Genomic DNA, 26,565 nt, shown 5'->3' on the forward strand with positions numbered 1-26,565 from the left:
TAATTCATTGAATTGACATATTCATATTATATTGGGGTACGCTTGAACACGCTTCCGCAGCAATTTATTACCAATCTTCAAAAGAAACGGGCATCGTTAACCGAACGCCTAAGCCAGCTGCACGACATCATTTCTATTCGCTACCCATTTGTGCATCGTTTAGCCATGGCGCTATATGATCCTGAAACCGATTTGCTAAAAACCTTTATTAGCAGTAATTCAGATGGCGAGCGCTTAGTCGGATACGAAGCAAAACTAGGCGATGTACCCAGCCTAAAAAGCCTTGCGGACGAGCGCAAAAGCCGTGTCGTCAATGACATCAATGGCTTATTTAATTCAGAAAAAGAACATACCACCTGGCTAAAAGCGCACCATTACCAAAGTAGCTACACCCAACCCCTATTCCAAGGCGAGCATTTATCTGGCTTCATGTTTTTTGATTCGCGCTCTGCAAATGTATTTACCGCAGAAACGACCTCTTTTTTAGATGTTTTTGCCGAACTCACGTCTGAACTATATTTGCTGGAATTACGTGCCATGCGGAGTCTAATTGGCACGGTACAAGTTGCGAGTGGCCTCGCCAAGATTCGAGATTTAGAAACCGGCAATCACTTACAACGCATTGCCAATTACGCACGGCTAATTGCTAAAAAAATCGCCAATCACTTCGAATTGGATGATGAGTTTATCGAATACCTACATCTCTTTGCTCCACTGCACGATATTGGCAAAGTCGGCATGCCCGACGATATATTGTTGAAACCGGGGCGATTATTAGACGATGAATGGGTCATCATGCGTCAGCATGTCGAGTTAGGCGAAAAACTGATTGCCCAATTAATTGATGAGCTTGGCTTAGAAGAAGGCATCGCCACAAGTATGATGCGCAATGTGGTGGCATATCACCATGAACGCTGTGATGGTTCTGGCTATCCTAGGGGCTTAACAGACCATCAAATCCCCATCGAAGCCAAAATTATTGCCGTCGCGGATGTGTATGATTCCCTCGCTCATCGCCGCCCCTACAAGCAACCATGGACGGAAGTCGCCATTTTGGCCGAGCTAAAAGAGGAAGCAGCCTCCGGCAAACTAGACCCAGTTTGTGTAGATGCTATTCTAAATAGCCCTACCGAGTTCTCTCACATCCGCCACAACTTCCCTGATTAGTTTGAATCGTTAATTGCGACCCCAACCATTGGCGTCGAGCACCGCTTGTATCGCCGGGTCTGGCTGTTCGGCTTGTCTAGCCAATAACAATCGCTTCGCCTCTTCCCGATCTTCGGGGGTCCCGCTTGCAAACAGCACATCCGCTAACACCAGCAAAGAGGCGAGTTGCTCATCACCAACCGCCATATACGCCCATCGATACGCTCTTTCCTGACGCTTTTGCTTTTGCAGCGGCGTATCAGTGGCTTGATGATTCGAGATTAACAAAGCAGCAGCCTGCCTAGCAGCAATGCTATCGCCACATTCGGCCGCCTTTTCTAGCCAACTAATCGCAGAAGGAAGATGAATACTGGTCCCATAGCCATAGCAAAATGCTTCTCCCAGATTTCGCATCGCCACCACAATGCCTCTCTCCGCTGGCCAACGAAATAATTCAAACGCTCGTTTTTCGTCTTTTGGCCCGCCCTCTCCATTTTGTAGCATGCTCGCAAAATTATTTTGCGCCCACGGAAAACGATGAAGTACAGACTCATACAATTGGCGTGCGCGGACTAAATCGACAGGACCGGCTAGTTCGTTTGTCAAACTATAGGCATATTCAGCGATAGCCGCCTCATGCCCTTGCGCTGCCGCTTTTTGTAACCATGCGCGAGCAGCGACTAGATCCGTGTTTTCGACATGCCCCGCCATCCGATAGCACGCCTCTGCCTCCCCGGCATTGGCCTTGGGCAATTGCCAATCCACGTCAGAGACCATCTGACCATCGGCAAACAACCACACCGACCCCATGAATGTCGCAGATTGGCTAAGCGGCTTGCCGATCATGGCTTCTACTGGCTCGCCTGTTGCCCATGGTACTAAACAATGCAGGTAGAGCACGCCTTTCCAATGCCAGCCCCCTTTGGGATTCGCCGCATCATCATGCAACCATTGAAATTGATACGGAAACATCAACTTACCGGTTGCCGAATAAAAGCGCATTTCACCTTGCTCTTTATCGACCCCCAGCAAATACACCGCCGAATCACCAATTAGCGGTAATACTTTTTTTAAGCCATTCATCGACAACACAGACTGACCGGCTTCCATGTCCCACACAAATGATTTTCTTTTTTCGGCCACTTCCCAAAAACGATGACAACCGGGACGAACGGTCGCTTCGACGGCTTCTAGTGGTTTGAGTTTATCGAACTGACACGGTAACCAAACATGTCCATCGTTGCCAACAACCCCTTTCAGACCTGCTTTTTCAACAAGCCACGCCAGCTGTTTACCTTGATCATCCAGCGGTAACGCCTCGATTGCATGCCATTCGCCAGCCAACCACGTCTCGCCTAGCGGTGAAAGCCGGCCAAGCAGATTATCTTTACTGGTTTGCCAACCGGCTGCATGGCCTGTTTTCCATTCTATTGCGTCATACACAGGCGGAAGCACCCAGCGCCCACCTTCATCCATCAATCCCCAGCCACCTTGCTTGGCAAGCAATCGAACCCCACTAGCTTGTTCATCTTTCAGTAAACTAGCACTATGCAGATCGTCCAACTCAATCGGGATCACCACTTTGCCATCGCGCCCCAGCATCCCCCATTTACCATTCAAAGAGACAGGGGCCAATCCCTCATCAAAACCATATGCATCATCAAATTGTGGGGTCGCCAACCACTGGCCATCTAGCTCAAGAAGACCAAACCGGCCTGCAACCTGAACAATGGCAATGCCACCATGTATCCCTTCATAAACATCAAATTCAGCAGGGGTAACCACGCGGCCAGAGCGGTGCAGCAATCCCCAATGTAAGCCTTGCCGATACCCCGTAACGGCTACCTCATCATCAAAGGGCAAGAGTTCATCCGCAAAAGGGGATGCAAGAACGGCCCCGTCCTCATCCCTCAATCCCCATTGCCCATCCGCGTAAAATGCAGTCAGGCCATCGCCTAATGGAACCGGTGCAGTCGCTTTCTCGGACTGATAATCCGCCCAGCTCTGTTTCTCCCAACGGCTCTCCCAGAAATATGCGTCCTCCCACCACGTGAGGCCCGTTTGAGACAACCAATCCGCCGCCGTTTCTACACCAAATAGCTGGTTTAACCCCGCCACCTCTTTATTGGCGATGAATGGATCACAACTCGACCGAAACGACCGTAGCTCATCAATCGTTTGGCTTAAAAAATCTGCCTCCGATATATCCGCTTCCATCATAAATAGCTCAGCTAGCTCAACCGTTAATTTGGTTGGATATGCGGCCAAATATGATCTAACTGCATCCAATGCCTGCAAAAAATGATTATCTTTAGAAAACGAAGCGTCTGCTTCTAGCACGCCTAACAAACCATTCAGCGCGGCCCAACTAGCCTTTTGCCGAGTCCGCAGGGTTAACCCCCCCTCATCAGCGATCACATCCCCCAGCAACAAACACCATACAGGGGGAACCTCATACTTTGCCTCGCTCAGCATCTCGTACTCGCCTTGGCGTTCGGCATACAAATAAATTCGATTCCCCATGCGTAGACTTTCTACTCCAATCAACGATTGCGACTCGCCTCGCTGCCCTCATCCAATAGGGAAGGCAGAAGCCCGGTTATTTTTTCTTTTTAGGAGGAACAGGCGAATAAAGCCCATCGATTTCGGCGCTCGCGCCGCAGTAGGAACGGCAAGCAGAATTTTCGGCGGCCACTTCAATGCTTTTCCCTTTTGGCACAAAACTGAGCTCGCACTTTTCTTCTGCGCTCGCCCCGCCGGTGAAGCCCTTATTACCCACCACTTTCCCCTCCAGACTACATGAACTTTGGCCTCCGACCGTTTCTAGCTGAAATGTCCCTTTATTGCTAAGGATCAGCTCCCCCCAATTGCCTTTAGTTTGATATTTGCCCGGCTCAAAGGCATGGCTGACCGCACTGACGGCCAATAAGCTAATCATCAATAGGGAGCGAAGTGGCTGGCGTAAACGCATAATCATTATCCTTAGTATGCAAAAAGCATGAATTTTATCCGCAATGCCATTTGCATGCAAATGATAGTGTGCGCTATGTTTGCGTAATACCCGCAGAGACTATTACTTTTCGCAGAGTTTGCGGTGAGGTAGCCTGAAAAAAAACAATTTACGCCAACATGGCCTAATGAAGCGTGGGTGAGCGATATTACCTATATCTCGACCAAGGAAGGTTGGTTATACCTTGCTGGCATCAAAGATATATTTACTTGTGAAATTGTCGGTTATGCCATGAGCTCGCGGATGACAAAGGATTTGGTCTGTCAGGCACGGTGGAAAGCAGTGAAGTGGAAGCGACCTCCGTTAGGCCTAATTCTGCATTCGGATAGAGGAAGTCAATATTGTGCACATCACTACCAAAAGTTGGTGAAGCAGTTTGGCATGAGGACCTCAATGTCACGTAAAGGTAATTGCTATGATAATGCGCCTATGGAAAGCTTCTGGGGTAGTTTGAAAAATGAACTGATCTATCAGCATTGTTATGAAACGCGAGCAGAAGCAGAGGCATCTATCCAAGAATACATTGAAATATTCTACAACCGACAGCGAAGACATTCACGACTGGGTTTCGTTGCGCCCTCTGTTTACGCACTGGAATTCAGCAAAAAGCAGCAACACGCTTAAGAGATGGTGTGTCTACTATTGTCAGGACAGGTCAGCCCTCACCAATGCAGGCATCAAGTTCAAATTTGGGAAGCAATGATGACTAAGGAAGATGATCAATTTCAGGTCTGGTTGATGGACATGAGCGATGCCATAGAACGGTTTCGCCAGTTCATCCCCGTGGATATGGCAGCACGTTTGGATTTTTCGCCAGAGTCGTTGAGCTTGATCGAGGAATTTGCCTTGGCGAATTATCCGACGATCAATGACATCAAAAAGCAGAGCGAAGCAAAAGCGGTAGATGGCATGGCTCGATACGTCGGACAAGTGTTCCGTAAGTACTTTGGAGGGAAATGGATAATCGATTTTAACGACAAGAAAAATGTCTTCTATTGTTTGCCACAACTAACGGGAATGGCAGGTCAAAGAACGCAGATTTGCCCGTTAACATTGGTTACAGCGTCTGTGGATAGGCGCACGGGGAAATTTATTCGCACGGTCTTCGACAACCATCAGCAGAACGCGAATAAGGTGCAGCAGTAGATGTGAAAAGCATGCATAAAAGGCCGCAAGACTAGGCACGATCAAGAATCTGGACTAACACATAATTTCATCGTTTCTTATGCCATGTTGTTTGCCAAGCTCGCATGGCGAAATGGCTATCAAGTAGAAGTCGACTCCCCTTGGGTCCCCAAAGACTGGTTACCGATTTCCCCGCTAGAGAAATACGAAGACCCGTGGCCGTTTATGCAGTCTTTTGATATCTACCAGCCCTTTCAAGGAGATTACGCCCCTTGGACACCAGTGCGCTTGTACAGAACGGAGTAGCAACAAGTGATTCGGGAGGTAGATATCCGAATGGTTGGGTAACCTATGCTTTACCAGACGGGAGAGCTGCGAGTTGGACTACGTCAGGCGAATTTATTGGATTTCGAGGAATGCTGAAAAAATGAAGGAACTAGTTTTTGAGAAAGTTGGGGACGTAAATAGCACTTACCCATATTTATGTGTCTATATTCAGGGGGATAACAACCCTTTTATGGAAATAGCTGTTAATGATTCGAGTATGCTTGAATTGACTGTTTATACCAACGAAAGAAATGTAGTGCTTACCACGGATCAATGGGAAGAGATCTTAAAGAGAGCGCGAGAATTTCTACCCAAAGCGCTTGAAAATGAAGATATTTAATAAGTGGATGATTGGGCGACATCAATTCGTAACCCCAGTAGAGCAAACGGATCGAAACCGTGGGCTGTTGCCGAGCAGCAGAAAATGGTCGATCAAGCGCCGGTTACCCGAGTTCTTGAGAGTGCTAATGGTCCTCGCTACGTGCGAGAGATTGATTTGGGTAGGAACATAGGTGTTGATAAATTTAGCAATTTCCAGCCAACTTCAACAATTACCATTCTGACTGGTAGGTATGGCAACCTCGTTACGACAACTCCAGGGAAAATTAAATGAAGTTAACAAATTCAGATACCGAGAAGGAATGTCGCGCTGATTTAATTGATTCCAAAAAATATCTAATGGAATCTGAAAAAGGGCAGCACGTACTTAAGCATGCAAGAAAAATCTGTGGAGATATTAAAACTATTTATGCACTTTCTCATACTCCTGAGCAAGGCGAGGATATTTTTAGAGTCCTAGTGAACGGTGAAAGAATTTTTGGTTTTGATTTGCAAGATGAAGCAGGGCAATTTGAGGCATTTAACATAACCACATACTCATTAAAGGAATATGAAAGACTGTTAACAGGAAAAATGGGTAAGTTGATGCTTGCTATTGCATTAGATTTATCAAAAGGAGATATGCAAGTCGATAATTAGTTGGGGCAAATAGCGTAGAGCTTGCTGCTACCCGAGCAAGTGTCGATGACAAATTGGCGCGCTATTTGTTGAATGCAGAACATCCAGTTGGTGGTCCAGAAGCGAAATGGTTTGATTCTGCTCTTGGATTTAATCCTGGCAATGCCACCAGCTTGCAAAACAAGTAGTCTTTAATGAAGCCTCAGCAATTCAAACGGCAGTTACTGAACACGGCATTAAATTTAATCAAGTCATTCCTGTCACCGGAGCAAATGGCAAAGTTATTGACGTGACATTTGGATGGATTCGAAATAATGACGGCATAGTCAGATTAACAACAGCTATTCCGACCAAAAAATGAATACAAAATTCTTTGAGTATGACGTAGTGAGATCAACTCGCTCTCTCGGGGATGGCGTACCGAGTGGGACAACCGGAGCCATTTTGATGGTGTTTGCATCAGAACATCCCCAGTATGAAGTTGAGTTTGTTGACAGCGAAGGCGAATCACTAGCCGTATTAACAGTGAAAGAGGAGGATTTAGAACTTGTGCAGCGTTCTGGTTGATGCTGACATGCTTACTTCAGAAGAAAACCTCACCCACCCGCCTGCGGCGGGTAGCTGTTAAGAGAAGGGCCGCGTTTGCGGCCCTTCGTTTGTCGGCGGTTTTTACTCGGTCGTGATGACCAGGCCCCCATTCATGACGCGCACGCGGATGCGTGCTTGCGGCGTAAATCCTGCCTGTTTTCCCCGCAAGAGATAGCGGACAAATTGACTATCATATAGATAGTATCTTTAATTTTGGAGGTGCTGGTGGCGATCCGGTTTGGCACATCAGCCGTTTTACGGATGACTCAGGCCGTACCATGTATTCGGCAGAGTACGAAACCTATCTTACCGGTGTAGAACCGCCATATGGAGAATACGATGAAGCCACGGTGAAACGCTATGTTCTCAGAACCATGCGGGAGTACGCACGTGTTCATCCAGAAGCTGCGACACAGATAGCGCAATGGATTCAACAATATCAATTAGAGTAACAGATAACTCACACCCGTTCCTTCGGTTGAGTATTTGAACGGCCAAGTAGCCCCTCATCGATCTCGAATTCACGTCAACAATCTCCAGCGTTACCTATCCCTTCCTAAATTCACCTACGCAACGCTAAACCCGTTACAATTATGCCTTTGTACTAATCGATAAATTGCGCATCAACAAGCAAGGATACTCACCATGATTCGCGCCGAAATGGGTGATAGGAGGTACTGGGAAAAGGCTGTCCAAAGACGCTGGACAGCGATTAATAGCGCTGAAGAGCTGATCCCTTTGCCATCAGGAAATCCAACATATCGACCACAGTATGTTTGGAATTATGCCCACCAGTTTCCTCGCCTGACGCTAACTCAATATTCAAGAGGAGATGTGGTAAGTGAGCTTTACAATCCATTTCCCAGTGTGTTGGATGCATGGGAATTGTCCAACCAAGAAGCAGAGAAAATCTGTCGTGAACATGGTCTGGACAAGTGCAGGGACTGGACTTTTGAGCTTGCTAATCTTGAACATTACAACTGGTGTTTTTGTTTGGTTGGTTTGGCACTGATACTGGAGATTCCCGATGATCAATGGCGGCGTTTACTCGCATTGGTTGGAGATGAAGGAGAGGATGAGTTGCTTGATCGCGTAATTGCCACGCGAGAATCCGGCAGAACAATAGGTACAAAGATGTTGCATAAGAAGCCTTATGCGCGACTATTAAAGGCGTTACAAGCAGCGCCTGATCAGCAAGCCGCGCAGCTTCACGACTTTGTCACACATTGGTATGCGGAGCTAAAGCGAAAAGGTCGAGACGAAATCTGGTGGTATGAATTTGGCAACCCAGAGACAAACCCATTGGAAATGGGTAGTTACTTTGGCCGTTGGTGTGTAGAGGCCGCGGTTGTTGCGAAGGTATTTCAGATAGATGACAGCCTTTGCTTTGGGCACGCGCATTATCCCGGGGATTTGTTACGACCAAACGCCCTACCCTCCCCGCCATCCGGTATAAAAAAGTGGCTGGTAAGTTTTTACAAACGGAATAAATAATAAACAAATGTACTTATATGATAGATTTTTTCCTTATTCATAAGCTATCTAATACCGATATACAATATTTTTTATCGAATGCATTATCTTGTGACATATTAGATATTGACATTTTTAATGAAGATGAATTTTATAAATACAAAAATTCTATACCCGATAAAAAATGTCTTTGTGTTGTTGTTGATGTATCGGGAAATGTTGAGCAATTAGTAAAGCTATACAGGTATGAATTAGAAAAAGAGATGATGACAAATCAACTGATTACCGCCGCTTTGTTGAAAAAAATAGATTGCTATATTCCGGGATTGCCTAATGATTCTTTTTATAAAATAGAAGGTGGCAAGATAAATACATCTCCTTTTCCTGATGAATGGGATGATGGCGGTAATAATTACTATTATTTTAAATAAAAAATAAGTCTCTAAACCAGCTTATTTTAAGTTTTCTAACGAGCACTGACTGTGATTATTGAACTTACTTATCTTGCCATTCGGTATATTAGGTAAATCTACCGTTAGTCTTACCAACCAAGAAAATGCTTTGATTATGTTGCATGAAGAGAGAAAAACCTATGAGACCCTAAAATCATGGGCTCTGGAGAATTACTTTGATGGATGTAGAGACCATGCGGTGATGAATGGCTGGCCTCATGAGCAAATCATGGGCTACGTGATTTATCAGTTTGAAGATGGATTTGAGCGCCCAATTGAAAACTTGATGTGGCAAGTCATTCTCTTGGTTTTGTCTGGTGGGTGGCACGCGGAATGGGTGATCCAACAAAGGCAGATTATTTTTGATTGCATAGAAGAGCATGGGCTGGATGCGCTTCTGGCCGAAGTACCGAAAGAGGAGGCTCAAACTTTCAAACATGATCTAAAAATTCTCAAGTTTGTTTAAGTACTATCTTTCAGTGTTCTGCTTTACAAACCATGCAGGCGTTTTACTTTATAGATTCAGACGAAAAAGTATGCAGGGTTCAGAAGAGTAAACTCATGCTAAAAGCGCTCATATCCACATCATTACAAGCACACAAATGAAACCATTTTTTTTCAACACCCCAATTATTCCAACTGAATTTCGTTTTCCTGAGGCTTACGAGCACATGTTACTTAATGATGCATGGCCAAAACTGGACCCTTGGGCGCCACTTGCGTTAGATATGCCAAACTCATTAATGTATTATAGTTCAATGCTGTTAAAGTTTAAAAATGCGCCGCTCATCCCATTCGCAATGATTTGTGATGAAACAGGCTTCTGTAATGATGGATATGTTGTTTTAGCTTGCTTTGACGGGTCTGACCTATCAGGCGATCCTATCGTCCGAATCTATGATTATGGCAGCCCCAAAGATACACCTTGGGACAACCTGAGTTACCCCAATTTTTTAGCTTGGCTCGCTGACGCAAAAAAAGAGTCCGATCAGCATTTACTTTATCTAAGAGAAATTGAAGACGAAGCAGACTAAATGTTGATGAAGCGAAAAGGAACGTGCTCGACTAACCAAACACCGTTATCCGCCTGAAAAAACTTGAAGCCCTGCTGATACATCGCTAGGGCGTCTACTTCTATCACGACAGGCTGCCCATGCCGCCGACCAACCGCAAGCGCAGTTGTTCTGTCATTTGATAAATGTACATATTGGCGCGAGCCCGGTAATAATCCATCACGATGGATGGCATCCAGAAAACGCGTGGCAGTACCATGATACAACACAGATGGGGGCACCTTTTCCGTATAAGCAATGTCCACCTGATCTGTAGAGTGGCCTTGTAGAGCACGTATTCTTAAACCGTCTTCGGAAATTGCAAACCGCTTCTTATCACTTGTGATCACCACTTTATTGATCAGTTCATGGTCAAGGGATTGATCTGTATTGGCTGTCGCTGCAATCAGTGATTCAATTTATGCCCATCCTTCCTTATCTAGCGTAATACCAAAGGCTTCTGGCTTGTGGCGAAGAATGAAACTTAATAATTTACTTGTTTCAACCAGAGACTGGTTCATCTTATTCTGTTCCTGTGAATAATTTTAGTAACTCAATAACTGGCAAGGCCGTTATTATCAAAGTAAAGTGAGATTGTCGATGGACAGCTTTTGTGACATTTTTTTGGTAACCCCCACGAAATCGAATAGTCTTAGATTTCTTAGTTTGTTAGATAATAGTTTTTCTTATAGAAATGATCTTGAATATCATGGCTACGTAGGGATTTCTGTTAATAGAGTAAAGTTAATTCCTATGATTAATCTACTTAAAAAACAGGGGGTATCAGTCTATAGTGTTCCTGTTAATTACAAAACTGATCATTATTTATCAAAAGAAAATGCTTTTGATATTGCAAAAATGCACGCCAAAGAGAATGGCTTAGTCGTTAATTTGGATTCAAACCTCGTCGACAATAGCAATCCCATTGTTTGGAAATTTTCCGCATTCTCTATAAATGAAGAGAAAACGGGTGGAGTCATTATGGTTGATAGATTAGATGGACACATTTGGAGTCTAGATGAATTTGATACGTATATGTACGACTATAACAATTATTTTTAGTGAATAGTTGGCTCAGATGTATCCGCGAAAGGGAAACGCCTACCACAGTAGGTAAATGGTATTAAATTTAAAGTTCCCATTAGTACTTTCAAAGGTACGATATACGTGCCCACAGCTTTTCCTTCGGAATAATAATATGTCGTATTTATCCTTTGAAGATGCCGAGTCTGAATCACATTATCCTTTAATCTACTGTATCGTATTTGCTTTTCCTGCAACAGATAGAGCCCAAATTGACTATTATATAGATAGTGTTTTTAATTTTGGAGGTGCCGGTGGTGATCCTGCTTGGCACATCAGCCGTTTTACCGATGATGCTGGCCGTACGATGTATTCGGCCGAGTACGAAACCTTTATTACCGGTGTTGAAACTCAGTATGGGGAGTACGATGAGGCCACTGTGAAACGCTATGTCTTAAAAGCCATGCGAAAGTATGCCCGGTTGCATCCAGAAGCTGCGACACATATAGAACAATTGATTCAACAATATCAATTAGAGTAACAGATAACTCACACTCGTTCCTTCGGTTGAGTATTTGAACGGCCAAGTAGCCCCTCATCGATCTCGAATTCACGTCAACAATCCCCAGCGTCGCCTACCTCTTCCTAAATTCACCTACGCAACGCTAAACCCGTTACAATTATGCCTTTGTACTAATCGATGAATTGCGCATCAACAAGCAAGGATACTCACCATGATTCGCGCCGAAATGGGTGATAGGAGGTACAGGGATAAGGCTGTCCAAAGACGCTGGACAAACGGTGCGATAAGTCCAACTTTAATTTCATTCAAGCGGTGAGCATCATGAACATTGGATTTTGTGGGGGCGGTTCAATTTGCGAGCTGGGAAGCATCTCAGACGTAAAACTATTTTTTGAATGCGTAGACTTTTTTGTAGCTAAAAAAGACCCTGAAAAAAACTGGGCACTTTTGTTGGATCGGCTCTATCGTCGATACCTCCGCTTTGAAGACTTAGATGAAGCGATGGTCTTGATGATGGAAGTAAAAAGCAAATTTCTGGCGCGTCCAAGTTCCGAGGTGAACTGGAACATGGACTTGGTCGGAGACAGGCGTAGAACCTGGCTTGATCCAACTCAATCGAATTTGGGAGAGGTATTTCAAACCTACTTTCAGCACTTTGCGCATTGTGTTGAGTCTGCAAAACTCTTTTTAAAATCTTGGAATATTTACCAGCCAGTGAAAATTACGCGGACAGAATCAGCTTGGTTTATGGTGGAAGAATCCCGGCCAGTTGAGGAATATGACTTGTTAGAAGGTGAGCCCTTTTGGGCACGTTGTGCGAAGGGATAAGGGGTTGTAATGAATAGGAAATTTGCAGTCGGCTGAGACTGAGATAGCCAACAAGATCGACAACAATGATTCGCGGTCAGTATGTCTGGTTGTATGCAACAAAAGTGGTTACTGATGAATTGGCATTAGATTGGACACATCAAAAACAAAAAAATTGAGTGAATTTAATTGAAATTGTTATTGACCACCTGTTTCTAGATATTGGTCTGCACAAGTATTGGCAATACTTAAACTAAGTTGAAATAATGAATATTCGTGAAATAAAAAAAGAAAATATGGATTTCATATATGATGAAAAAGAGCAAATTGATACTCAAACCCTGGGGGAGCTTGGAAAGCTAGGATTGCATTCTATCGTCGATTTCTTAGGAAGTAACTTTGAAATAGCATTTAATTATTTAAAAGATTTGCAACCAAAAAGCTATGCGCTAATTAAAGCACAAAAACCAAAGCTGTATTTAGGTGTGCAATGGTATTCGGCTATTCCAACTCCTTGGGCCGAAAAAGATGATTTTGACTGTTGTTTGTTTTTTGTAATAAACAACCAAACCATTAGCCTATGGCCAAAACTAACATTCAAGAATAACTTGAACGATAATTCATTCAATTTTCCGGATGTTTTATTTAATGCTTGGCTGCGTGCCGGCTTTGGATGGAGTATTACTCAACTTCGACCTGGGTCAGATTTCCGTCAGCTCATTGGTCACCCTGAAAGTAGCTGCTGCTCGGTTGAATATATTTTGGGAAGCTTCACCACAGAAAAATCCATATATGAGTCTGATATACGCCGTATTCAGGCAAAAATCCCCGATGTTTATACGATGACATCGGTAGCGCAGCAAACACCCTATAAATGGTGCAGTTTGAGATGCTTTCTAGATACCCGTCCCTTTGGGATAAATGGCCGTGATGGGGATCAATTCTTCTTTAACGATGCTCGCACAGACAAGGTGGTTTATCACTTGCATGATGGAGATACCGGCAATATCCGGTACATCCCTGCGGATGCGGTCGGCCCTGCGATGGATGCCTATTGTGCCCATACGCTAGAGGGAAATCCCACACGATTTGACTTCTTACCCTTTAGCGAGTTGTTGTAGGTTGATCGGTATAACAAGAAATAGCGGCCTGTCTGTAGGTGAAGGTTTAAACGCCATGAATCTCTTGGCTGCCAGCGTCTCACTCTATGCATCACTTTAATTAGCGCAATTACATGACCGATTTTGGGATATTTACATGCTATTTGATGAAATGAACGAAGAAGAAGCTCATCTTTTAAAACTTACTTCAGATAACGAATCGGGGAAACCGTCTAGTTTCGTGAGATGGAGAATGCCATTTTGGGAAGACATTGAGCTCGCCATAAATGAAGCCTACCAATACGGCGGCTTTGCTTGGCTAGAGGTGTTGAGCCCAGAAGACGCCTACATTAAAAAGATCAGTATAGACTTTGAAGTGGGTAAATGCAGGATACTTGCCATTACTAGAGATGAAGACCCAAAGAATGAACTTTTAGAGTGGTGGAATCCACAAGCAGGGGAATTCACGGGAATAACCCTCATCCGTGATGATGAGACCGATACACGAATGGTATGTACTGATCTGGCGGTGATCAAGCAGTATCCTCGTGCGTTATTCGAACAGGGCAAACTCACCGAGGAACTGTTCTCGCATTTTCGAACACAGTGGAATCCAATGCCAAGGTAGTGACCCTGTGTAATGAATCCACACGTCAATACATAGAGAATGGACACAGATTTTGGTGAACATGGTCAGTGGCTAATCAGGACTTACTTTCCTGATTAGCCTTCAAACCCAATCGCACTCGGCCGTTTTTGCAGCCCCTACTTCCTTTACTACTCACACAGCTTGCGGTTATACCATGTGGCCTTGGCAATGCCTTTGTAGGAAATAAAATCTGTTGGCGGTAGCTCTTCTTCTAGCGCCGCTAGGTTGGCAATCCCCCACCCCATCGTCGTTTTGAGGTGTTTCAAGCATAGCGCCTTATCGCCTTGGTGGTAGGCGGTAATGGCTAAGTCATTGGCTACCTGATCTGTTTCTAACCAATCCATATATTTGCCGCAATTTTGTTGATACTTGCTTAGCTGCTGGTAGGCACCTGCGTATTGCTTGGCTTTGTATTGTTGAATAAAGCCATTTTTGGCGGCCTTGGTTGCAGCACCCGCGCATTCGGTTGGCTGTGGAAAGTAGTCCCCTTCAAAGCCTGCGCGCATGCCGCAGTATTCTCGGCAACTATCTACCGTTGAATCCACCGCAAAGCCTTTTCCTTTTGGGGTAAAACTCACTTCGCAACGTTCATCAGGCGTCTCTGCGTCAACGATGCCTTTACTGCCCTTTACTTTGCCACCTAGATTGCAAGAGTGTCCATTTGCACCTATTGCACTAATTTCAAAGGTTTGTTTATTCGATACAGTGAGTAGCCCCCAGCCCCTTTCTGTAACATACGTCCCTGGCCCAATGGCATACGCCATTTGTGCGACGAGGCCAGCAGCAAGAAAAAGAAACTGTGATTTTTTGAAGTTGAATTTCATGAACATCCTAATGGTCAAAAAGAAGGCTTAGCCTTTGTTTGATAATTGAATAAGGTGCTTTTCTCTTAGCAGCAAAAAGAGTGGCAGGGCAAGAGAGACGCCAATTGCCAATCCACATAAGGCAATCCATGGTCTAGGCAGACCAATCCGTTTGCTTTCCCAAAAAATAAACAGGATTAGCGTGGCAGCAGAAGCCAGTACATCTATCCAAGCAAAAGCAGAGATTGGCGTATTAAATGCCGCTTGTATCAATAAGAAAAAATCGAATCCATGCACTAACACCCATGGAACAAATGAGCACAAGGGTAGCAATGCGCCGAGGACACAGAGAAATGCGTAGAGTTTGATTCGCATTGAGTGAATTCTTTATAAATGAAAGAAGCATAAAGCGGTTTTCACGATCATTAAAACAATTTGCTCAACCGTTTGCGTTTCACGTGGAACAGTTCGTCAGTGGTTTGCTAAAGTCCGCCATCTCGCATGGATTGTAGATAATGTCATGGGCATTTTCAAACCTTAGAATGGTTTATTTACCATTAACCAATACACCACCACTAAACCACCAAAAGCGGGGATGCCTAGTAAGGTCCAGTACCTTTCAAACTGCCAGTAACGGTCTGGTAATGTTATCGCTTGCTGATGGGCGGCGGCGATGGCCATATCACGCATTTTTAGTTGCAACCACAATACAGGCAGCCAACATATGCCGGCCATCGCATATAAGCCTAGACTCCAGATTATCCAACCAGAGGTAAGCGGATAACCCGCTAGATGAATCATCCAAAAGCCGGAAAGTGGTTGGATGATGACGCTAGGCGTGGTGAACCATGTATCGGCTTTAACCACCCATTTGGCGACCACGGCGATGGCTTGCACGTTTTTGCTTCGCCCGGCAAAAAAGAGATAAAACGCGGTGCCAAAGCCAGTACCGAACATAAAGGTAGCAGAGAGAATATGCAGCCATTTGGTGGTTAGATAATCCATGGTGTTCTTCTTTTTGATGGGGTGGGATGCGATGTGTTTGGATGGGCAATGTTCTCCCCTGCCGCTAGGTTTTGCTAGCGGAGGAGGAAAGCCAAAGCTCGGGGTTGTGTTATGGTTTGGCGTTACGCCATAGGAAGAACATCATGAGTAAGATAGGTAGGTTCTTACTTAATGGTCCAAAGGGGTGTAACCAAAATTGCGGCAAACAAATGCTAAGTAATAGGGTGTAGAGCAGCACTAGCAATATTTGCACTAACCAAAGCGTTTTGTTCGGTTTGGCCAGTAAGGCCACCCCAATCCCTATATCTAACAACCCCGCACCTAATAAGGCGTATGGTTGGAGGGGCTGCGAAATGCCGCATGCGGCTAACCACGCCAAACTCTCTGATTGCGGCCAAAACCAAAGAGAAGTCATGCCCGTCCAAATCCACAACAGCGCAATGAGGATAGTTAGCGCTGGTGCTGCCCATGCCATCATGGCAGCGGGCTTATCGGTTGGTTCGGCAAACCGTTTGGGGTCTCTTGGCGAATAGCCCAATACTTTGCTGACCGATTGGGTGTCCATTTTGGGGTCTTTTTGGCAGATCGTCAGCATGGCGAGTGCGTCTGGTGTAAATGCATTACCGGGAATCATTTCGCCAACTTTTGCCATCATTTGGGCAATGCCATCGGGTAAATCCATTATCCATGCGGGTAATGCTTTCATGCCGGCGCGTAAATCTGCCAAATACTCGGCCATGGTCATTTGCCGTGGGCCGACCGTCGCAAGGGTTTCTGGGGCATTCACTTTATAGACGAGTAGACGCACGACTACTCGGGCCAAATCTTCTACATGAATTGGCTGAACTAATGAACGGTTTGCTAACGGCATGGCGGCAATGGGCAAGGTTGCCATGGTGCGGAAAATCACACTACTCGCCCCTTCCCGCCCGTAGACGAGTGAGGGCCGCAAAATTGTCGCGTGAAGTTGGCGGGATTTCAGGTCGGCTTCGGTTTGCCCTTTGGTGCGCCAATAGGGGGTAATTGCTTTTTCATGGCTGCCTTGGGCAGAGACTTGAATCACACGTTTCACCCCGGCTTGCTCGCATGCAGAAAATAAGGCAACAGGCACGGCGCGGTGAAGCAAATCAAATTCGCCGGGTTCATTTTCCCGGATAATCCCGACACAGTTCACTACCGCATCCACCCCTTTTAAAAGCGGTAGCCAATTGGCGGAGTCTGCCATTTGGTGAAAATCGATCGTTTGCCAGTGGCTTGCATCGGTTTGATTTGGCTTGCGTCTTCCCACGCCGGTAATCTCGCAGCCTTCTCTGGCCAATTGTGTAGTGATCTCGCGGCCAATCATGCCGGATGCGCCCAAAATCAATACATGCATGTGCTTCTCCCTTTTTCCTGCTTAGCTGTGGTGGATAGGTGCTATCGCGATTATTAGTGTGGATTACCGCGAGTAGACCATCCCCAAATCGTTTTCTTTTCGCAGACGTTGCCGTCACAAACGGGCACTTGTCGATATCCTAGTAATCTAGACAGTGGGTTGCGATTTTTTGCAAACCAGCGATAAGCCGCCAGCCAAAATGGGCGTAGCCATTGCACCGTGAGAGGCGATACCAACCAGCGCTTGCCAACCAAGGTATAGGCCAGAATAAAGGTATCTATCCCGACCAATACTTTTCCATCGGCAGTGCGGCTATGAATGGCGGCATCTAAATCAGCAAAGCTTACACCCGGCAGATCGTTCTTAAAATCTGGGGCCATAATGTCAATATAGGCGAGACATTGCTGTTTGTCCCATTTAGATAGACGTTGAATTTCCAGATCACACAGTGGGCAGTTCGAATCATAATAAAGCGTCAGTTGTGGGGTGCGCATGGCGGATACTCCCTGTTCGCTAGGTATTCAATCAAATCGGTTTAATCGGTAACGGATGTTTTACTGGCTTTGCCACCGCCCAGAAAGCGCACTACCTTGCCGCCCATTTGGATCAGCCGTTGTAGGCGAGACGGCGGTATATGGCGAAAATCTTCATAGGCGTTCGTCAGCATTTCTAAGAATTGCAGGACGTTTTCCATTTTCTGCCGAGTTTCAGCGCCAAGGTCTTCATCTTTTTCTGCGTCCATGACGCATTCGCGCATGATGGTTAGCGTCGGGTCAATTTCGCGTTTTTTGCGCTCTTCCATAATGACCCGGAAAATTTCCCATACATCTTGCAAGGCGACAAAGTGGTCTCTCCTATCCCCAATTACATGCACCACTTTCACTAGCCCCCAGCTTTGCAATTCTTTTAGGCTGTTACTAATATTGGAACGAGCCACACCCAGTGTTTCTTGCAGCTCTTCAGCATGCAAAGGCTGATTACTGAGATATAACAAGGCATGTAGTTGAGCAACCGTGCGGTTGACCCCCCAGCGCGTGCCCATCTCACCCCAATGGAGAACATATTTTTGCATGGTGGGAGAGAGTTTCATGATTGTATTTCCGTTATTTCTGTCGTTACAGAAATAATAGAATTAACATCTATTTTCTGTCAAGACTTTCATTTCGTTGACCGGATAAACGGCTTTCCGGCATATTATTTAAATGGATATTTCCCCTTACCTATTTCCGCCAGAGGATCTGGCGCAAACCGAATCTACCCGCACGACTGTGCTGCGTTACCACTTGGCGTGGAAAGCGCGCGACATTGAGGCGGTGATGGCGCTGTATCATCCAGACGTTACTTACGAAGATTATTACCAGAACCGCATCTTGCATTTGCCCGATTTGCGAGAGTACGCATTGCAGCTAATGCCTTCTGTGCCTGGCACGTCTTTAGTTCACGATGATCGTATTCGGGTAGATGGCGATACGGCGTTTATTCAGTACCGCATTTGTGTGGCGGGAGATAAAGGGTTATTTGCATTAAGAAGTAGCGAAGCCATTACCGTAAAAGCGGAGAAGATCTGGCGAGTGCGGGAATACGCCACCCTAGTGCACGAAAACCATCCACCACAAACGGCAGACCAACAAACGCGCCAACCCTTAGCTCGCCTTGGTTTAAACCCGCGCTTGTTAGCCTTTATGGCGCAAACGGTGGAAGATTATCTTAGCAAGCAGCAACCCTATCTCGACCCGGAATTTCGGTTGCAGACCTTGGCAGATGCAACGGGTTATACCCGAAACCAGCTGTCTTATTTGCTAAACCAAGTCTTCGGCCAAACGTTCTACCAATACGTCAATCAAGCGAGGCTTCGCCATGTGCTTGATTTACTTGCCACGCTACCAACCGCCAGTATCGATCGCCTTGCATTTGATGCGGGCTTTCGTTCTTTATCGGTTTTTTATACTTGTTTTCGTAAGCATACCGGCCAGACGCCAACGGCATGGATGCAGCAGTATTCCGTGCGGACACGCAAGGAGGACAAGTAAGCCGCGTTAACTCTAAGATGCCGATCAATGATGAACACGCAGGATACGCCGATGAAATCACAGATCAGCTTTTGGATGACCCAATTAGATGAGCCACTAACCCCACGCGCAACGCTCACGAGCGACATCACGGCTGATGTCGTGATTATTGGCGCGGGTTACACCGGCTTGTGGACAGCGTACTACCTAAAGCAGCAATCTCCGGATTTAAAAGTGGTGATGGTTGAAGCTGAAGTCGCTGGCTTTGGTGCTTCTGGACGAAATGGTGGCTGGGTGATTGGCGGCTTACTGGGTGAAGAACGCATTTTGGCCAAACTAGGCGCAGATGCCCGCGCCGATATGCACCATATTCTGCAAGGTCTGCCCGATGAAGTGGGCCGTGTGATTCAAAAGGAAAACATCGCCTGTGATTTCCGTAAAGGCGGTGTGATTTATGCGGCGGCTCGTTATCCAGAACAAGAGAAACGCATGCGCAGTTGGTTAGCCAACCTGCATTCCCTCGGTTATACCGAAGCCGATTATTACTGGCTAAACCCTTCCGAACTCGCCGAACAATTAATCGTCGACCGAGCATATGGCGCGGTTTTCTCCCCCAATTTGGCGACCATCCAACCTGCAAAGCTAGTGCGTGCACTCGCCCGTGTCGTGGAAGCACTGGGGGTACCGATTTATGAAAAATCCCCCGTCACCGATTGGCAACCGGGCGTGGTGACCACACCGCAAGCCAAAGTGACCGCCGATTGGGTTGTGCCTGCCATTGAAGGCTATGCCGCTACCCTTGCACCGTTTGATCGTTACCAATTACCGGTACAAAGCTTAATGATTGCAACCGAGCCACTCTCTGCCAGCGTGTGGGATCAGATTGGTTTAAACCGTGGGCAGGCTTTTTCGGAAAGTAGCCGACAAGTAACCTATGGCCAACGCTCGGCAGACGACCGGATGATTTTTGGTGCGCGCGGCGGGTATCAGTTTGGCGGAAAATTGCGCACCGATTTTCATCTAACCACCGCAGAAACTGAGCTTCGCCAATACCTGATGGGCGAAATGTTCCCTGTACTGAAAAAAGCCAATATCACCCACCGTTGGGGCGGAAATTTAGGCATGGCCCGCCGCTTTATGCCGCACATGTTGTTAGATAGACAGCACCAGCTGGCCTTGTCTGGTGGATATGGTGGTGAAGGCGTGGCGGCGACCAACTTGGGTGGCCGCACCTTGGCCGATCTGATTTTAGGCAAACAAACCAACTTAACTCGCCAACCGTGGGTGAGAAAAGAAGGTAGCGTGTATCGACTATCGCGTTGGGAACCAGAACCCCTGCGCTGGCTGGGCTACAACAGCATTATTCGTAGCTTTGTGCATGAAGATCAAACCCTCGCTAACCCACATGCACCTGCTTGGCGACGCAAATTGGCCTTGGCCATTGCCGGAAAAATGGAAAGCCTAATGTGTTAAGGCAAGTTGGCCAGCACTAGATGCAACCACTATTTGATGATGTGCATTGAAAAACTAATTGAAAAACCAATTGAAAAACTGAATTTAGGAAAACATGTATGAGCCAAATTACCCATTTCAAAGCAACAGCCACTCTAGATTTACCAGAAACGGCGCAAGTAGCAGTACCATTGGGTGAGGTTGTTTCTACAGTAGCCACCCAATCGGTAGAAAGGTCTGATGGCGTAGAAACTGGCGTTTGGTCTTGCACGCCAGGCCGCTGGGTGCGTCAGATCATGCAGCAAGAGTTTTGCCACTTTATTGAAGGTAGCTGCACCTTTACCCCTGAAGGCGGCGAACCAATTGAAATTAAAGCCGGAGACGCACTCATGTTCCCTGCCAATTGCAAAGGCGTGTGGGATATTCACACCCCTGTTCGCAAAAGCTATGTGCTTATCTTTAAGTAATTTTCCTGATAAACACCACAAATTGTCAGTATTTGGCTAACGGGATTGACCCGTTAGTCAATCCGTTTTACCCTCGGCACTCTTGAAAATAGTTTGCCAAACATGCCAACCTCTATTTTTGCCAGAGTCGCGTTTTTAGCAATGTCCGTCTTTTGGACTGCGAGTGGCTGGTACTTTTTGTGGGCAGGACAACTACAGCATTGCATTAGCCGTTGTCACTCCATCATTGTGATTGAAGGCCCATCAGTCTTTTTAGTTTCCTTCATTTTTTTGATGCTGGGGTTTATTGCTGCGCTTGTTTTTATTCGTAGCTTCACCCAAAACTTAATCCTACAAGTCTTTACTGGCGTTGCCACCCTAGGTCTACCCCTCCTCTATTGGTTATTTCGCTGATCTAACCCGTTTAGCCATTCCCGTTTCTTCACTTTATTTAACACACTAAGTAATTATTCTTTGATCTAGATCGATATGACATCGAATTACTAGGCGTAGAGTGGATTTGTGTCACAAGCCCCTCATACAAATAAGGAGAACAATAATGGCTGCAACTACATTCTTCATCCCTGCGGTAAACCTAATGGGCGCAGGCTGTCTAGAAGAAGCAATTAAATCTATCCAATCTTTAGGTTTCAAACACGCGCTGATCGTTACCGATGCGGTACTCAATAAAATTGGCGTGGCAGCACACGTTAGCGGCTTACTAGACAAAGCCGGCGTGAATTCTGTGATTTTTGATGGTGCAAAACCAAACCCAACCGTGGGTAACGTAGAAGCTGGTTTGGCGGTGCTAAAAGCCAACCAATGTGATTTCGTGATTTCTTTGGGTGGAGGCTCTCCTCATGATTGCGCCAAAGGCATTGCCCTGTGCGCAACCAACGGCGGCGCCATTGCTGATTACGAAGGGGTAGATCGTTCTACCAAACCACAATTACCACTCGTCGCGATTAACACCACCGCCGGTACCGCGAGTGAAATGACCCGCTTCTGCATTATTACGGATGAAGTACGCCACGTAAAAATGGCCATTGTCGATCGTAACACCACCCCGATTTTGTCTGTAAATGACCCAGCACTTATGGTAGGCATGCCTGCTGGTTTAACCGCAGCGACCGGGATGGATGCGCTAACCCACGCCGTAGAAGCTTATGTGTCGACAGCCGCGACCCCGATTACAGATGCGTGTGCGCTACAGGCCATCGAACTGATTAGTGGTTTTCTACGTCGTGCGGTGAAACAAGGCGACGATATGGAAGCGCGTGAGCAAATGGCTTACGCACAGTTCTTGGCAGGGATGGCGTTTAACAATGCATCCCTTGGCTTCGTACATGCCATGGCTCACCAATTGGGTGGATTCTATGATCTACCACACGGTGTATGTAATGCCGTGCTATTACCGCATGTACAAGCATTTAATGCAGAAACGTCAGCCCCACGTTTAGCGCGTGTCGGCAAAGCATTGGGGGTGAATGTTGATGGGCTCACGGCGGAAGCCGGTGCACAAGCTGCCATTGCAGCAATTCGCCAATTAGCGGCAGATGTCGGTATCCCTGCTGGTTTAACTGCGCTGAATGTAAAAGTGGAAGATATCCCTGTACTAGCCACAAACGCACTAAAAGACGCCTGCGGTTTAACCAATCCACGTCGTGCAACGCAAGCAGATATTGAGGCGATTTTCCAAACCGCGATGTAAGCAGTTTGCAAATAACCTTCCCCGCCGGGTGAAGCCCATTCACCCGCTTTGCCCCTCCCAATCGAGGGGCATTTTTCTTTTGATCTCCATCTACTGACAACATACGTTTGCTATGATGAAGTAGGTCCGTTCAGCTACCTCAACGTCCCACCTGTTGCATCCCACCTGGTTGCGTCTGAAATAGTCTCTTTTTCTGCCAACCATTTAGACCCACCCATGGTGATAGGAAAACGCCATGTTAGATCAGTTTTTTGTTACATCCCCGACGCCAAGTATTCTGGTTCTGCCGATTAGCTACAATCTATTGATTGTATTGATCTCTGTGGCAGTGGCGATTTGCAGTGCCGTCTTGGGCATGTATACCGTAGGGATTAGCCAGCACAACCGTTCCTCTTTGCTGACCCAGCAGATAGCCATTTTTGGTGGTTCTTGTTCACTGGGGGTTGGCATTTGGGCGATGCACTTCATCGGCTTATTATCGATGGATTTTTGTGCAGAGGTGAGTTATCAACTCGATACAACACTATTGTCTGTGCTTCCCGCCTTTTTCGCTTCTACCATTGCGCTGCATTTACTCGCGAAGAAAAACCCAACCCTTACGCAGTTGGTGATTGGGGGCGTATTGATCGGTGCCGGTATTGGCACCATGCACTATGTGGGGATGTCTGCCATTCAAACCGCCCCGCTTCTCCGCTACGATCCTACTTGGTTTTTTTTATCGCTGGTGATTGCCGTTTCGCTGGCAGTGTTAGCCGTCTGGGTGCGGTTTGATCTCGTCAATAAGGGACGTATCTCTGCTAAACAATCTATTTGGGTAAGTGGAATCACCCTTGGACTGGCCATTTCTGGCATGCACTATGCCAGCATGTATGGGGCAAGGTTTATCGGAAAACCCAGTAATATCGATTATCACACCATCGAACATCACTTAGAACTCGCTTTAATTATCGCGTGCGCTGCCCTAATTGTTGGGATTGTGATACTTTCAGGCATTGCGCTCTATCGCTCACGCCTAATGAAGCAAGAATTAAGTGATAGAGAACAACAGTACCGTACCCTAATTGCTAATATCCCGGGAGTTGCTTATCGCTGTGAAGCGGTCGGCGACTGGTTCATGATCTTTGCCAGCGATGCCATTACCCAAGTCACCGGTCACGATAAGCGCCGTTTTATTAGACGCGATCTATCCATCATCTCGATTATCCACCCGGATGATATTCAAAGAGTTCGCCAAACCGTCAACGACGCCTTAGCCGCTCATCGATCTTACGTAGTGGAATATCGCATTATTCACGCCAATGGCGGTGAACGCTGGATCTCGGAAAGTGCAAGTGGGGTATATAACGAAAAACACCAACCCATTTGGATTGATGGCGTCATGATTGATATTACCGAGAGCAAACTTCGCGCAGCTGAACACGAAGGGATTGTGTTCGCCATGCGGCAAGCCCTAGCAGTGGCCGAGTTTGATATGAATGGCTATTTACTAGATGCCAACGAAAACTTCTTAACCATGATGGGTTACACCCTAGAAGAGCTTCGTCACCGGCATCACCGTATGCTTTGCCACCCAGGCGAAGCAGAAAGCCAAGGGTATCTCGATTTTTGGCAAGCCTTAAACGATGGACATTTCCAAAGCCGTGAGTTTTGTCGCTTAGCAAAAGATGCGCGCGAGGTCTGGATTCAGGCTGCTTACAACCCAATTTTGAATAGCGACGGCAAGCCATGGAAAGTGGTGAAATTGGCAATTGATCTATCTCTTCGCAAAGAAATGGAAAGAGATCTGATTGATGCCAGAGACCGGGCCGAACAAGCATCCGCCGCAAAAGGCATGTTCTTGGCCAACATGAGCCATGAAATCCGTACCCCAATGAATGCCATTATTGGGTTTACTGATGTCTTACTACAGAGTGAACTATCTAACACCCAGCGAAGTCAGCTAAATACCGTTAGCCACGCCGCAAAATCCTTACTCGGCCTACTCAATGATATTTTAGACACCGCCAAACTAGAACGTGGCGCAGTCGAACTAGACCCGGATGATTTCTCGTTATACGACATGTGTAACAATTTAATCAGCACCTATGCCTTACAAGCGAATAACAAAGGAATCGCCTTGCACCTTCAGTATGACGATGCAACGCCCCCCTCGATTCATGGTGATGCGCTCAGAATTCGGCAAATCATCACCAACTTGCTTGGAAATGCGATTAAATTCACAGAAAAAGGCAGTGTGACCTTATCGGTAAAACACCAACCAGAATACTTTGAATTTGCCATTACTGATACCGGGATTGGTATTCCAGAAGAACGGTTAGAACGAATTTTTAGCCCATTTACCCAAGCAGATGCCTCCATGGCCAGACGCTTTGGTGGTACGGGCTTAGGCACAACCATTGCCCATCAGCTGATTACGCTAATGAACGGTACCATTGACGTCACCAGTGAGATGGGCAAAGGTAGTTGCTTTACCATCCGCTTGCCTCTACCAGTGGCAAAACAAGGTGCGAGTTGGCATCAGGTTGAAAAAACCCACCTGCCTTGTTTAGGTATTTTGGCTGTAGACGATGTGCCGGAAAATCTAGAATTACTAAGCCTGCTATTAAGCAAAGATGGTCACCAAGTGACCAAAGCAAGGAATGGGAAAGAAGCGATTGCCCAGTACCAAAAAGGCAACTTCGACATCATTTTAATGGATGTTCAGATGCCAGAGATGGATGGCCTTACCGCTACCCAGTACATCCGAAAATGGGAAACGTCTATTGGAAGAGAAGGCATTCCGATTATTGCGCTGACGGCGAGTGTGTTACCCAAAGATAGGCAAGATGCGATTAATGCGGGGATGAATGGTTTTGCGACCAAGCCTATCGATTTCCCATTACTGCAAAAAGAAATGGCAAAAGTGTTGTCTCTACTCCCGAATGATAAATCGGCAGATAGCACAGTACTTTCTCCTTCTGCAAGCAACACGATTCAAGTGATTGATTGGGATAGTGCCACGGCACGCTGGGGGGATCGTCAATTGCTGATCAAAATGATTCACAAGTTTTTGGCCGATTACAGCGGTTACTCACAAAAAATATTGTCGGCAGCACCAGAAGACCAACCCGCCTTGGCGCACAAAATTAAAGGCGTCGCGACCAATCTTGGTTTACAAGTAGTTGGCAATATCGCTGGCGAAATAGAGCACGGCAAACTCAAGGTGGCAGATGGTGTGCTACAACTAGAAGAGGCCATACAAATGGTGCAAAACATTGTGCCCGCGCCAGAAATGGAAAACACCAGCGCCATTACGCCGCAGATCGATGTAAAAGCATGTCAAGAAAGCCTACTTGCGTTGAAAGCGGCCTGCAAAAAAGCCACCATTGACGATGCCGCACTCAGCCAATTGCAAAGCCAATTACCAGAAAGTGCCTTACGCACAGTCACCGAATTTTTAGATTGCTTTGAGTTTGACGAGGCAGAAGCAGAGATCGACAAACTGCTCGCTACTTGTCTAAAAGCAATCCAGTAGCCCCCAATTTGCAGAAAG

30 protein-coding genes and 2 pseudogenes are annotated in these 26,565 nt (G+C 46.3%); 23 read left to right on the forward strand and 9 right to left on the reverse strand.

The features are described 5' to 3' along the window. The first annotated feature begins 42 nt into the window (after positions 1-42). On the forward strand, positions 43-1,167 hold the full coding sequence (locus LIN78_RS05060) for an HD-GYP domain-containing protein (RefSeq protein ID WP_227179138.1): 1,125 nt from the start codon (positions 43-45) through the stop codon (positions 1,165-1,167). Positions 1,168-1,176: 9 nt separating this feature from the next. Here LIN78_RS05060 and LIN78_RS05065 read toward each other — a convergent pair whose 3' ends face one another. After that, positions 1,177-3,669 (reverse strand): SEL1-like repeat protein, encoded by a 2,493-nt coding sequence (locus LIN78_RS05065; RefSeq protein ID WP_227179141.1) that lies wholly within the window; start codon positions 3,667-3,669, stop codon positions 1,177-1,179. A gap of 76 nt (positions 3,670-3,745) precedes the next feature. Beyond that, entirely contained in the window at positions 3,746-4,117 is a 372-nt protein-coding gene (locus LIN78_RS05070) for a hypothetical protein (RefSeq protein WP_227179144.1), read from the reverse strand. A gap of 147 nt (positions 4,118-4,264) precedes the next feature. Between LIN78_RS05070 and LIN78_RS05075 the strand changes: the two are divergent. The 11 genes and pseudogenes from LIN78_RS05075 to LIN78_RS05125 all read left to right on the forward strand — a co-directional run. Further along, positions 4,265-4,780 (forward strand): annotated as a pseudogene (locus tag LIN78_RS05075) (IS3 family transposase); the annotation flags it as partial. 78 nt (positions 4,781-4,858) lie between these two features. Continuing rightward, positions 4,859-5,302, forward strand: coding sequence for a hypothetical protein (locus LIN78_RS05080; RefSeq protein WP_227179145.1), 444 nt, complete (start codon positions 4,859-4,861; stop codon positions 5,300-5,302). 84 nt (positions 5,303-5,386) lie between these two features. Further along, positions 5,387-5,587 carry an immunity 49 family protein gene (locus tag LIN78_RS05085; RefSeq protein WP_227179146.1) on the forward strand — a complete coding sequence of 67 codons (201 nt, stop codon included), beginning with the start codon at positions 5,387-5,389 and terminating at the stop codon, positions 5,585-5,587. 121 nt (positions 5,588-5,708) lie between these two features. Then, positions 5,709-5,948, forward strand: a complete 240-nt coding sequence (locus tag LIN78_RS05090; protein WP_227179147.1) for a hypothetical protein — start codon at positions 5,709-5,711, stop codon at positions 5,946-5,948. 269 nt (positions 5,949-6,217) lie between these two features. After that, positions 6,218-6,586 carry a hypothetical protein gene (locus LIN78_RS05095; RefSeq protein WP_227179148.1) on the forward strand — a complete coding sequence of 123 codons (369 nt, stop codon included), beginning with the start codon at positions 6,218-6,220 and terminating at the stop codon, positions 6,584-6,586. A 336-nt stretch (positions 6,587-6,922) separates the two neighbouring features. Next, complete coding sequence (locus tag LIN78_RS05100; RefSeq protein WP_227179149.1) at positions 6,923-7,132, forward strand: DUF4926 domain-containing protein; 210 nt, start codon at positions 6,923-6,925, stop codon at positions 7,130-7,132. A 299-nt stretch (positions 7,133-7,431) separates the two neighbouring features. Continuing rightward, complete coding sequence (locus tag LIN78_RS05105; protein WP_227179151.1) at positions 7,432-7,605, forward strand: hypothetical protein; 174 nt, start codon at positions 7,432-7,434, stop codon at positions 7,603-7,605. Positions 7,606-7,798: 193 nt separating this feature from the next. Beyond that, a complete protein-coding gene (locus LIN78_RS05110; RefSeq protein WP_227179153.1) occupies positions 7,799-8,647 on the forward strand; it encodes a PoNe immunity protein domain-containing protein in 849 nt (282 codons plus the stop codon). 17 nt (positions 8,648-8,664) lie between these two features. After that, a complete protein-coding gene (locus LIN78_RS05115; RefSeq protein WP_227179156.1) occupies positions 8,665-9,057 on the forward strand; it encodes a hypothetical protein in 393 nt (130 codons plus the stop codon). 58 nt (positions 9,058-9,115) lie between these two features. Continuing rightward, the gene (locus tag LIN78_RS05120) at positions 9,116-9,544 is read left to right on the forward strand and encodes a hypothetical protein (RefSeq protein ID WP_227179158.1); all 429 of its coding nucleotides are present in this window, start codon (positions 9,116-9,118) and stop codon (positions 9,542-9,544) included. A gap of 136 nt (positions 9,545-9,680) precedes the next feature. Then, entirely contained in the window at positions 9,681-10,112 is a 432-nt protein-coding gene (locus LIN78_RS05125; RefSeq protein ID WP_227179160.1) for a hypothetical protein, read from the forward strand. Here LIN78_RS05125 and LIN78_RS05130 read toward each other — a convergent pair. Next, positions 10,109-10,651: pseudogene (locus LIN78_RS05130) on the reverse strand (RNA 2'-phosphotransferase). The gene LIN78_RS05125 and the pseudogene LIN78_RS05130 overlap by 4 nt on opposite strands. A gap of 145 nt (positions 10,652-10,796) precedes the next feature. Between LIN78_RS05130 and LIN78_RS05135 the strand changes: the two are divergent. From LIN78_RS05135 to LIN78_RS05155, 5 genes are all read left to right on the forward strand, one after another. Further along, positions 10,797-11,192, forward strand: coding sequence for a hypothetical protein (locus LIN78_RS05135; protein ID WP_227179162.1), 396 nt, complete (start codon positions 10,797-10,799; stop codon positions 11,190-11,192). A 136-nt stretch (positions 11,193-11,328) separates the two neighbouring features. Continuing rightward, positions 11,329-11,694, forward strand: coding sequence for a hypothetical protein (locus tag LIN78_RS05140; RefSeq protein ID WP_227179165.1), 366 nt, complete (start codon positions 11,329-11,331; stop codon positions 11,692-11,694). 303 nt (positions 11,695-11,997) lie between these two features. Beyond that, positions 11,998-12,504: a hypothetical protein gene (locus LIN78_RS05145; RefSeq protein ID WP_227179167.1), complete on the forward strand. Its 507-nt coding sequence runs from the start codon at positions 11,998-12,000 to the stop codon at positions 12,502-12,504. Between the two features lie 245 nt (positions 12,505-12,749). Next, positions 12,750-13,604: a hypothetical protein gene (locus LIN78_RS05150; protein WP_227179169.1), complete on the forward strand. Its 855-nt coding sequence runs from the start codon at positions 12,750-12,752 to the stop codon at positions 13,602-13,604. A 136-nt stretch (positions 13,605-13,740) separates the two neighbouring features. Beyond that, the gene (locus LIN78_RS05155; protein ID WP_227179171.1) at positions 13,741-14,211 is read left to right on the forward strand and encodes a DUF6911 family protein; all 471 of its coding nucleotides are present in this window, start codon (positions 13,741-13,743) and stop codon (positions 14,209-14,211) included. Between the two features lie 149 nt (positions 14,212-14,360). On the opposite strand, the gene LIN78_RS05160 is transcribed toward LIN78_RS05155, so the two are convergent. The 6 genes from LIN78_RS05160 to LIN78_RS05185 all read right to left on the reverse strand — a co-directional run bounded on the left by LIN78_RS05160 (position 14,361) and on the right by LIN78_RS05185 (position 18,505). Further along, positions 14,361-15,056 carry a hypothetical protein gene (locus LIN78_RS05160; protein WP_227179174.1) on the reverse strand — a complete coding sequence of 232 codons (696 nt, stop codon included), beginning with the start codon at positions 15,054-15,056 and terminating at the stop codon, positions 14,361-14,363. A 27-nt stretch (positions 15,057-15,083) separates the two neighbouring features. Then, positions 15,084-15,410: a DUF2834 domain-containing protein gene (locus tag LIN78_RS05165; protein ID WP_227179176.1), complete on the reverse strand. Its 327-nt coding sequence runs from the start codon at positions 15,408-15,410 to the stop codon at positions 15,084-15,086. A 162-nt stretch (positions 15,411-15,572) separates the two neighbouring features. Beyond that, on the reverse strand, positions 15,573-16,040 hold the full coding sequence (locus LIN78_RS05170; RefSeq protein WP_227179178.1) for a DUF2269 family protein: 468 nt from the start codon (positions 16,038-16,040) through the stop codon (positions 15,573-15,575). A gap of 109 nt (positions 16,041-16,149) precedes the next feature. Next, positions 16,150-17,415: an SDR family oxidoreductase gene (locus LIN78_RS05175; protein WP_227179181.1), complete on the reverse strand. Its 1,266-nt coding sequence runs from the start codon at positions 17,413-17,415 to the stop codon at positions 16,150-16,152. Between the two features lie 53 nt (positions 17,416-17,468). Then, positions 17,469-17,909 carry a thiol-disulfide oxidoreductase DCC family protein gene (locus LIN78_RS05180; protein WP_227179182.1) on the reverse strand — a complete coding sequence of 147 codons (441 nt, stop codon included), beginning with the start codon at positions 17,907-17,909 and terminating at the stop codon, positions 17,469-17,471. Positions 17,910-17,950: 41 nt separating this feature from the next. Then, the gene (locus tag LIN78_RS05185; protein WP_227179185.1) at positions 17,951-18,505 is read right to left on the reverse strand and encodes a GbsR/MarR family transcriptional regulator; all 555 of its coding nucleotides are present in this window, start codon (positions 18,503-18,505) and stop codon (positions 17,951-17,953) included. 112 nt (positions 18,506-18,617) lie between these two features. Here LIN78_RS05185 and LIN78_RS05190 point away from each other — a divergent pair, with 112 nt between their 5' ends. From LIN78_RS05190 to LIN78_RS05215, 6 genes are all read left to right on the forward strand, one after another. Beyond that, positions 18,618-19,445 carry an AraC family transcriptional regulator gene (locus LIN78_RS05190; protein ID WP_227179187.1) on the forward strand — a complete coding sequence of 276 codons (828 nt, stop codon included), beginning with the start codon at positions 18,618-18,620 and terminating at the stop codon, positions 19,443-19,445. A gap of 51 nt (positions 19,446-19,496) precedes the next feature. Continuing rightward, positions 19,497-20,897, forward strand: coding sequence for an NAD(P)/FAD-dependent oxidoreductase (locus LIN78_RS05195; protein WP_227179189.1), 1,401 nt, complete (start codon positions 19,497-19,499; stop codon positions 20,895-20,897). A gap of 98 nt (positions 20,898-20,995) precedes the next feature. Further along, on the forward strand, positions 20,996-21,343 hold the full coding sequence (locus LIN78_RS05200) for a cupin domain-containing protein (RefSeq protein ID WP_227179191.1): 348 nt from the start codon (positions 20,996-20,998) through the stop codon (positions 21,341-21,343). A gap of 102 nt (positions 21,344-21,445) precedes the next feature. Next, positions 21,446-21,736: a hypothetical protein gene (locus tag LIN78_RS05205; RefSeq protein ID WP_227179193.1), complete on the forward strand. Its 291-nt coding sequence runs from the start codon at positions 21,446-21,448 to the stop codon at positions 21,734-21,736. Between the two features lie 145 nt (positions 21,737-21,881). Further along, entirely contained in the window at positions 21,882-23,033 is a 1,152-nt protein-coding gene (yiaY, locus tag LIN78_RS05210) for an L-threonine dehydrogenase (RefSeq protein ID WP_227179196.1), read from the forward strand. A gap of 235 nt (positions 23,034-23,268) precedes the next feature. Then, on the forward strand, positions 23,269-26,547 hold the full coding sequence (locus LIN78_RS05215; RefSeq protein ID WP_227179198.1) for an MHYT domain-containing protein: 3,279 nt from the start codon (positions 23,269-23,271) through the stop codon (positions 26,545-26,547). Positions 26,548-26,565 lie beyond the last annotated feature (18 nt).

Source organism: Leeia speluncae (genome assembly GCF_020564625.1).
Taxonomy (GTDB): Bacteria; Pseudomonadota; Gammaproteobacteria; order Burkholderiales; family Leeiaceae; genus Leeia; species Leeia speluncae.

Excerpts from the sequence above, each read along its gene's own strand:
- LIN78_RS05190 (WP_227179187.1), top strand. The coding sequence starts at position 18,618 with ATGGATATTTCCCCTTACCTATTTCCGCCAGAGGATCTGGCGCAAACC.
- LIN78_RS05080 (WP_227179145.1), top strand. The coding sequence starts at position 4,859 with ATGACTAAGGAAGATGATCAATTTCAGGTCTGGTTGATGGACATGAGC.
- LIN78_RS05170 (WP_227179178.1), bottom strand. The coding sequence starts at position 16,040 with ATGGATTATCTAACCACCAAATGGCTGCATATTCTCTCTGCTACCTTT.
- yiaY (WP_227179196.1), top strand. The coding sequence starts at position 21,882 with ATGGCTGCAACTACATTCTTCATCCCTGCGGTAAACCTAATGGGCGCA.
- LIN78_RS05195 (WP_227179189.1), top strand. The coding sequence starts at position 19,497 with ATGAAATCACAGATCAGCTTTTGGATGACCCAATTAGATGAGCCACTA.
- LIN78_RS05085 (WP_227179146.1), top strand. The coding sequence starts at position 5,387 with ATGTTGTTTGCCAAGCTCGCATGGCGAAATGGCTATCAAGTAGAAGTC.
- LIN78_RS05180 (WP_227179182.1), bottom strand. The coding sequence starts at position 17,909 with ATGCGCACCCCACAACTGACGCTTTATTATGATTCGAACTGCCCACTG.
- LIN78_RS05165 (WP_227179176.1), bottom strand. The coding sequence starts at position 15,410 with ATGCGAATCAAACTCTACGCATTTCTCTGTGTCCTCGGCGCATTGCTA.
- LIN78_RS05110 (WP_227179153.1), top strand. The coding sequence starts at position 7,799 with ATGATTCGCGCCGAAATGGGTGATAGGAGGTACTGGGAAAAGGCTGTC.
- LIN78_RS05140 (WP_227179165.1), top strand. The coding sequence starts at position 11,329 with ATGTCGTATTTATCCTTTGAAGATGCCGAGTCTGAATCACATTATCCT.
- LIN78_RS05100 (WP_227179149.1), top strand. The coding sequence starts at position 6,923 with ATGAATACAAAATTCTTTGAGTATGACGTAGTGAGATCAACTCGCTCT.
- LIN78_RS05105 (WP_227179151.1), top strand. The coding sequence starts at position 7,432 with ATGTATTCGGCAGAGTACGAAACCTATCTTACCGGTGTAGAACCGCCA.
- LIN78_RS05095 (WP_227179148.1), top strand. The coding sequence starts at position 6,218 with ATGAAGTTAACAAATTCAGATACCGAGAAGGAATGTCGCGCTGATTTA.
- LIN78_RS05115 (WP_227179156.1), top strand. The coding sequence starts at position 8,665 with ATGATAGATTTTTTCCTTATTCATAAGCTATCTAATACCGATATACAA.
- LIN78_RS05070 (WP_227179144.1), bottom strand. The coding sequence starts at position 4,117 with ATGCGTTTACGCCAGCCACTTCGCTCCCTATTGATGATTAGCTTATTG.
- LIN78_RS05155 (WP_227179171.1), top strand. The coding sequence starts at position 13,741 with ATGCTATTTGATGAAATGAACGAAGAAGAAGCTCATCTTTTAAAACTT.
- LIN78_RS05090 (WP_227179147.1), top strand. The coding sequence starts at position 5,709 with ATGAAGGAACTAGTTTTTGAGAAAGTTGGGGACGTAAATAGCACTTAC.
- LIN78_RS05160 (WP_227179174.1), bottom strand. The coding sequence starts at position 15,056 with ATGAAATTCAACTTCAAAAAATCACAGTTTCTTTTTCTTGCTGCTGGC.
- LIN78_RS05185 (WP_227179185.1), bottom strand. The coding sequence starts at position 18,505 with ATGAAACTCTCTCCCACCATGCAAAAATATGTTCTCCATTGGGGTGAG.
- LIN78_RS05145 (WP_227179167.1), top strand. The coding sequence starts at position 11,998 with ATGAACATTGGATTTTGTGGGGGCGGTTCAATTTGCGAGCTGGGAAGC.
- LIN78_RS05175 (WP_227179181.1), bottom strand. The coding sequence starts at position 17,415 with ATGCATGTATTGATTTTGGGCGCATCCGGCATGATTGGCCGCGAGATC.
- LIN78_RS05065 (WP_227179141.1), bottom strand. The coding sequence starts at position 3,669 with ATGGGGAATCGAATTTATTTGTATGCCGAACGCCAAGGCGAGTACGAG.
- LIN78_RS05150 (WP_227179169.1), top strand. The coding sequence starts at position 12,750 with ATGAATATTCGTGAAATAAAAAAAGAAAATATGGATTTCATATATGAT.
- LIN78_RS05200 (WP_227179191.1), top strand. The coding sequence starts at position 20,996 with ATGAGCCAAATTACCCATTTCAAAGCAACAGCCACTCTAGATTTACCA.
- LIN78_RS05125 (WP_227179160.1), top strand. The coding sequence starts at position 9,681 with ATGAAACCATTTTTTTTCAACACCCCAATTATTCCAACTGAATTTCGT.
- LIN78_RS05215 (WP_227179198.1), top strand. The coding sequence starts at position 23,269 with ATGTTAGATCAGTTTTTTGTTACATCCCCGACGCCAAGTATTCTGGTT.
- LIN78_RS05205 (WP_227179193.1), top strand. The coding sequence starts at position 21,446 with ATGCCAACCTCTATTTTTGCCAGAGTCGCGTTTTTAGCAATGTCCGTC.